The organism is Acidobacteriota bacterium, assembly GCA_040756905.1.
Taxonomy (GTDB): Bacteria; Acidobacteriota; Aminicenantia; order JBFLYD01; family JBFLYD01; genus JBFLYD01.
Window position 1 is genome coordinate 1 of the sequence record JBFLYD010000064.1, and the last position, 4,563, is coordinate 4,563.

Annotated in this window: 5 protein-coding genes and 1 pseudogene; all 6 read right to left on the reverse strand. The window is 30.9% G+C overall.

What is annotated here, in order from left to right:
- Positions 1 to 144: 144 nt before the first annotated feature.
- Positions 145 to 1,227: a 6-bladed beta-propeller gene (locus AB1410_11025; protein MEW6457230.1), complete on the reverse strand. Its 1,083-nt coding sequence runs from the start codon at positions 1,225 to 1,227 to the stop codon at positions 145 to 147.
- Positions 1,228 to 1,344: 117 nt separating this feature from the next.
- Positions 1,345 to 1,797 (reverse strand): annotated as a pseudogene (tnpA, locus tag AB1410_11030) (IS200/IS605 family transposase).
- 330 nt (positions 1,798 to 2,127) lie between these two features.
- Positions 2,128 to 2,679 carry a redoxin domain-containing protein gene (locus tag AB1410_11035; protein ID MEW6457231.1) on the reverse strand — a complete coding sequence of 184 codons (552 nt, stop codon included), beginning with the start codon at positions 2,677 to 2,679 and terminating at the stop codon, positions 2,128 to 2,130.
- 393 nt (positions 2,680 to 3,072) lie between these two features.
- Entirely contained in the window at positions 3,073 to 3,477 is a 405-nt protein-coding gene (locus tag AB1410_11040; GenBank protein ID MEW6457232.1) for a helix-turn-helix domain-containing protein, read from the reverse strand.
- Between the two features lie 20 nt (positions 3,478 to 3,497).
- Positions 3,498 to 4,364 carry an IS3 family transposase gene (locus tag AB1410_11045; GenBank protein MEW6457233.1) on the reverse strand — a complete coding sequence of 289 codons (867 nt, stop codon included), beginning with the start codon at positions 4,362 to 4,364 and terminating at the stop codon, positions 3,498 to 3,500.
- A gap of 5 nt (positions 4,365 to 4,369) precedes the next feature.
- Positions 4,370 to 4,563: hypothetical protein (locus tag AB1410_11050; protein MEW6457234.1), on the reverse strand; the 194-nt coding region annotated here is incomplete at its 5' end.

Here is a 4,563-nt window from a genome sequence, read left to right on the forward strand (position 1 = left end):
ACAAAAAGCGTCTTCACTCATCAATTGGTTATTTATCGCCAGTTGAATTTGAAGATAGGTTGGGAAATGAGTTATATATTGAAAATGTGTCTTAATTTAGTGTCCACTTTTAGGGGTGCACTCCCAAACTTTCCAGATAATCTCTTATTTATTTATCTTCAAAGAATAGACAATTACTTTTTGAATTCCTTCTTCATCTTCTCTCAGAGAATAAACATTATTCTCTCTATCTATTGATAAAATTTTATCTGCAAATCTTATGCCTTCTTCAACTAAATCTCCTTCAGGGGAAAATATATCTAAAAAATAACCTTTATTCTCTGAGTGCCCTTCCTGGGTATACCACTCGTTAATCTGTGAGATTAAAAAATCTTCTTTAGTAAAATGCAACCCTACTATTCCTAAGCTTTTAAAATCTTTATTGTATCTTTTATTTTTATCTTTATAAGAAGCTTTGAAGAACTCATATAGGTCTTGAGGGTTAAAATCTTTAATCTTTTTTTCAATGGTTCTTATCACTTTCCCACCGGTATCTAATAAATATATTTTGTAAGGATTCTCAGGACGTTCATAGGTAAATGCAATTCTTTTTTTATGCTGGCTCAGATTTGCTTTTCCGATAAGATATTGAAAAGCCCATATATGCTCCAGAATATTTCCAAGTGATTTCATTCTTGGTGCATAGGGATGAAATTCATCAAAAAAAGATTGAATTAATTTTCCTTCTTTTGAGAATTTAATAAAATATTTATCTCCAATGATTCTTGGAACTTGGAGACCTATCAATGTTTCATGTGAATTAATATAAATATACATAGGTCGAGACGAAGGAAATTTTATTGTGTTTATAAAGTTTAAATTATTGTCATATATGTTTAATCTATTATTCAAGCTCTCACTAACATAAACATTCCTATTTTCATCAATTGTTAGGGATAAGGGGTTCATCATCTCCCCAGGGCCCTGTCCTTTTCTTCCTGCTTCTTTTAAAAATTTTCTTTCCTTTGAGAATTTCTTTATACAATTATTTCCATAATCTAAGATAAAAATATTTCCCTTTCTATCTGCTTTTACATCCTGTATTTTAAAAAATATCTCTTCTTTCTTTTCCTCTGATCCTAACTCATATTTTTTTATAAATTTAATTTTTTCCGCTTTTATATGAAGATTGTTAAAAAAAAGAATGAAATTTACTACTATAAAAAGCACACCCGCTCTTTTTTTCATTTTTTTATATGAAAATATTTTAAATAAATTTTTTATTAAATGCTAACCCTTTCTTTTAATATTAATGTTGATATTTTTCTTCAATTTAAATAACCACCGTATAAATACGGTGGACTTCTACTGATTTCTGACGTAGTTTTCTAGAAGATTATAAGTATTGTTGCCAACAGAGTCAAAGTAGTATGATGGACTCCATAAGTGACCGCCCTACAGAATGTTCTTAAGCCAAGGAAATGCCCTGAACATCTTGTAGGCACTTGCCACCTTGAGCAGATGCATTGCCTTTGCAATGCTCATTGCTGGATTCAATGAAACGAGCAAGTGCACATGGTCTTCATCAAAACCAATTTCCTTGATTTCTATCTTGTGCAACTGGGCGGTCTGTTTCAGGACATGCTCACAAAAACTTTTTATTCTTTGGAAATTGAATATCTTATGACAGTACTTGACTTTCCAGCATATGTGGAAAGTCTGCTGTCCATAGCTTGAGCTAAACGAATTCATTTGCATGCTATCATCTCCAGCAGCTTGCACTTGACGTTCTAATTTTGTTAGAATAGCAACCTGCATTTTATTTATGTACAGTAAAGAATTAGTATCCACTATCTAAAGACTGGTGGAATTCAGTATTTAAATTTCACATTGGCCGTGGCAATTATCCACAATACAGGTTATTAATTGATTATTACAGTAGTTTTCTCCGCAATTTGGATTAAGAGCACAACCTGGTATACATACATTATAGTAATAATCCAGACAATAATCACAACAAGCACTTGCAAAGACTGTATTTTGAACCAACGTTGTCAGGCCAAGCATTGAGAAAAGAAATAGTCCAATTAAAATAAGTGATTTAATTCTCAGATTCATCTTATTTCACCTCCCTTCTTTTATAAAATTTCATCTTAATGCCAATTCTTTTATTCTGTTATAATCATCACCATCTAAATTACCTGCTTTTATCCATTGAATTTTTCCTTTTTCATCTATTAGAATTGTCTGTGAAAAATTAGAAATCCTATAATTTGAAATGAATTTGTCTTTTTCTTTAGGAATGTAGAGAGGAAATCGAATTTTCTTTGCTTGTTTAAGAAGTTTTACATCATCTAATTCACCAATTATAATAGCCATTGCATGAACTTTTTCTTTTAACTTAAGATTTAATCTTTGCCAGAATACAAAATTTTTCTCACAAGGAACACATGAAGGAGAGAAAATAAAAAATAAGATTTTTTTATTTATAGTGCTAAAATTAATATTTTCTTCTTTCCCATTTAAATCAATAGCTTTTATTTGAGGAGCATTTTCTTCTATTAAAAGATGAGGAGCAGAGGTTTTTAGAGTTTTTATTTGGGATTTCAGTTTATTATTTTGATAAATTAACAATCCAGATTGAATTAAAATAAACAACACAAAAAAACCAATTAGATAATTTATTAATCTTTTTTTCATTTTTTATCTGTGCGCTTTCTCTTCTAAATCATTCCTTTATCAAATCTTTTATTCATAAAATACTTTTCCCTTCATTAAATTTTTAGCAAATCCTATGCCAAAATTGATTATCTTTATTTATCAATAAGTTAGAATTTATTAATTTTCATCTAATATATTTTGTAAATTGTTTTTTAGGAATGAAAATTGAGTTTATTATTGATTTTATTACTTTCTATGAAAGTGTGAACATTCTGTGAACCAATTGTGAACTAATTAAAATTCGTTGATAATTTTAGATATTATAAATATTTCTGAACAGAGATGTCTATTTTTATTTTATCTCAGTATTTATTTTTTATTGATATTATTAGGTTTTTTATGTGTGAACTAAAATGTGAACTTATTTTTAGTTCACATTTTCTCCAATATTTTGTATAAATATCTTCTGCTTATCCCTAATTCCCCTGCTGCTTTTGTTTTATTTCCGTTGAATCTTTTAAGGGCATTTTTAATTTCACCTATGGATATTTTTGCTCTTTTCTTTGTTATCTGTGGTTCTGAGATTGATTTCTTTATTATCTCTTCATCTATTTTTTCTTTCTCTGTCAAAAACACTGCTCTCTTTATTATGTTTTTTAGCTCACGGACATTACCCGGGAAGGGATGGTTTTGAAGGATGGTTTTTGCTTCTTTTGTGAGAAAGTAATCTCTTTTTTTCTCATCTTTTTCTTCTTGAAGAAAGAATTCAGTGAGAGGGAGGATATCTTCTTTTCTTTCTCTTAGGGGAGGAATTGAGAGTGATAGGAGGGAGTGCACCCTTAAAAGTGGACACTAAATTAAGACACATTTTCAATATATAACTCATTTCCCAACCTATCTTCAAATTCAACTGGCGATAGATAACCAATTGATGAGTGAAGACGCTTTCTATTGTAAAGATCTTCAATAAAGTGACCCATACAGTTTAAAGCTTCAGTTATGTTATCATACTCTGAAAGATACACCTCCTCTTTTTTAATTGTTGAGATGAAGCTTTCAGCCATGGCATTCTCCTGTGGACATCCTTTAGTGCTCATTGATATTAAAATGCCATGGCTTTTAAGCAGATTTACATATTCTTTTGAGGCATACTGAACGCCTTGATCTGAATGATGGATAAGTCTAGGACCTATAACTCGACGAATAAGCGCCATTCTAAGAGCTGAAAGAGCAAGTTCTGCTGAAAGGTTATCTCTTAAAGCCCAGCCAACTACTCTTCTCGAGAAAGCATCCAGTATAGCTGATAGAAAGCAGAATCCATATCTTAGACGAATGTAAGTGATATCAGCTACCCAGAGCTGGTTAATATCTGAGGGTAAGAAATCTTTAATTAAATTTGGGTAAACTGGTAGATTATGAGTTAAGTTTTCATTTGGCTTTCTGTGCTTTTTCTTTTTAGTTAACCTTAGCTCTCTCATAAGTCTTAAAACTTTCTTGTGGTTGATGAGCTTTCCTCTTTTTCTAAGCTCATAAGTTATGCGTCTTGAGCCATAACCTGAATGAAAAAGCGCTACTTTTTCAATTTCTTCTTTTAGAGCTAAGTCTTTGAGATCCTTGTTTGGCCAATCTTTGTTTTTAAAGTTGTAATAAGCACTCCTACTTACGTTCATAAGCTCACACATTCTTCTAACTGGAAGGTGTCCTCTGTACTCCTCTATTAACATGTAAACTAACTCTCTTCTCCCTTGAGGTGTCTTAAGGCGTTTTTTAAAAAATCAATCTCCATGGCTTCTCTTCCAATAAGTCTTTCCATCTGAGAAATTTTAGCTTTCTCTGTGTTTCTTGAGCCTTTGCCAGGAAAAGGATTGTTTTTGCTTTTTCTAAACTCTTTTCTCCATTTGTAAATCATGCCATTTCTCAGTT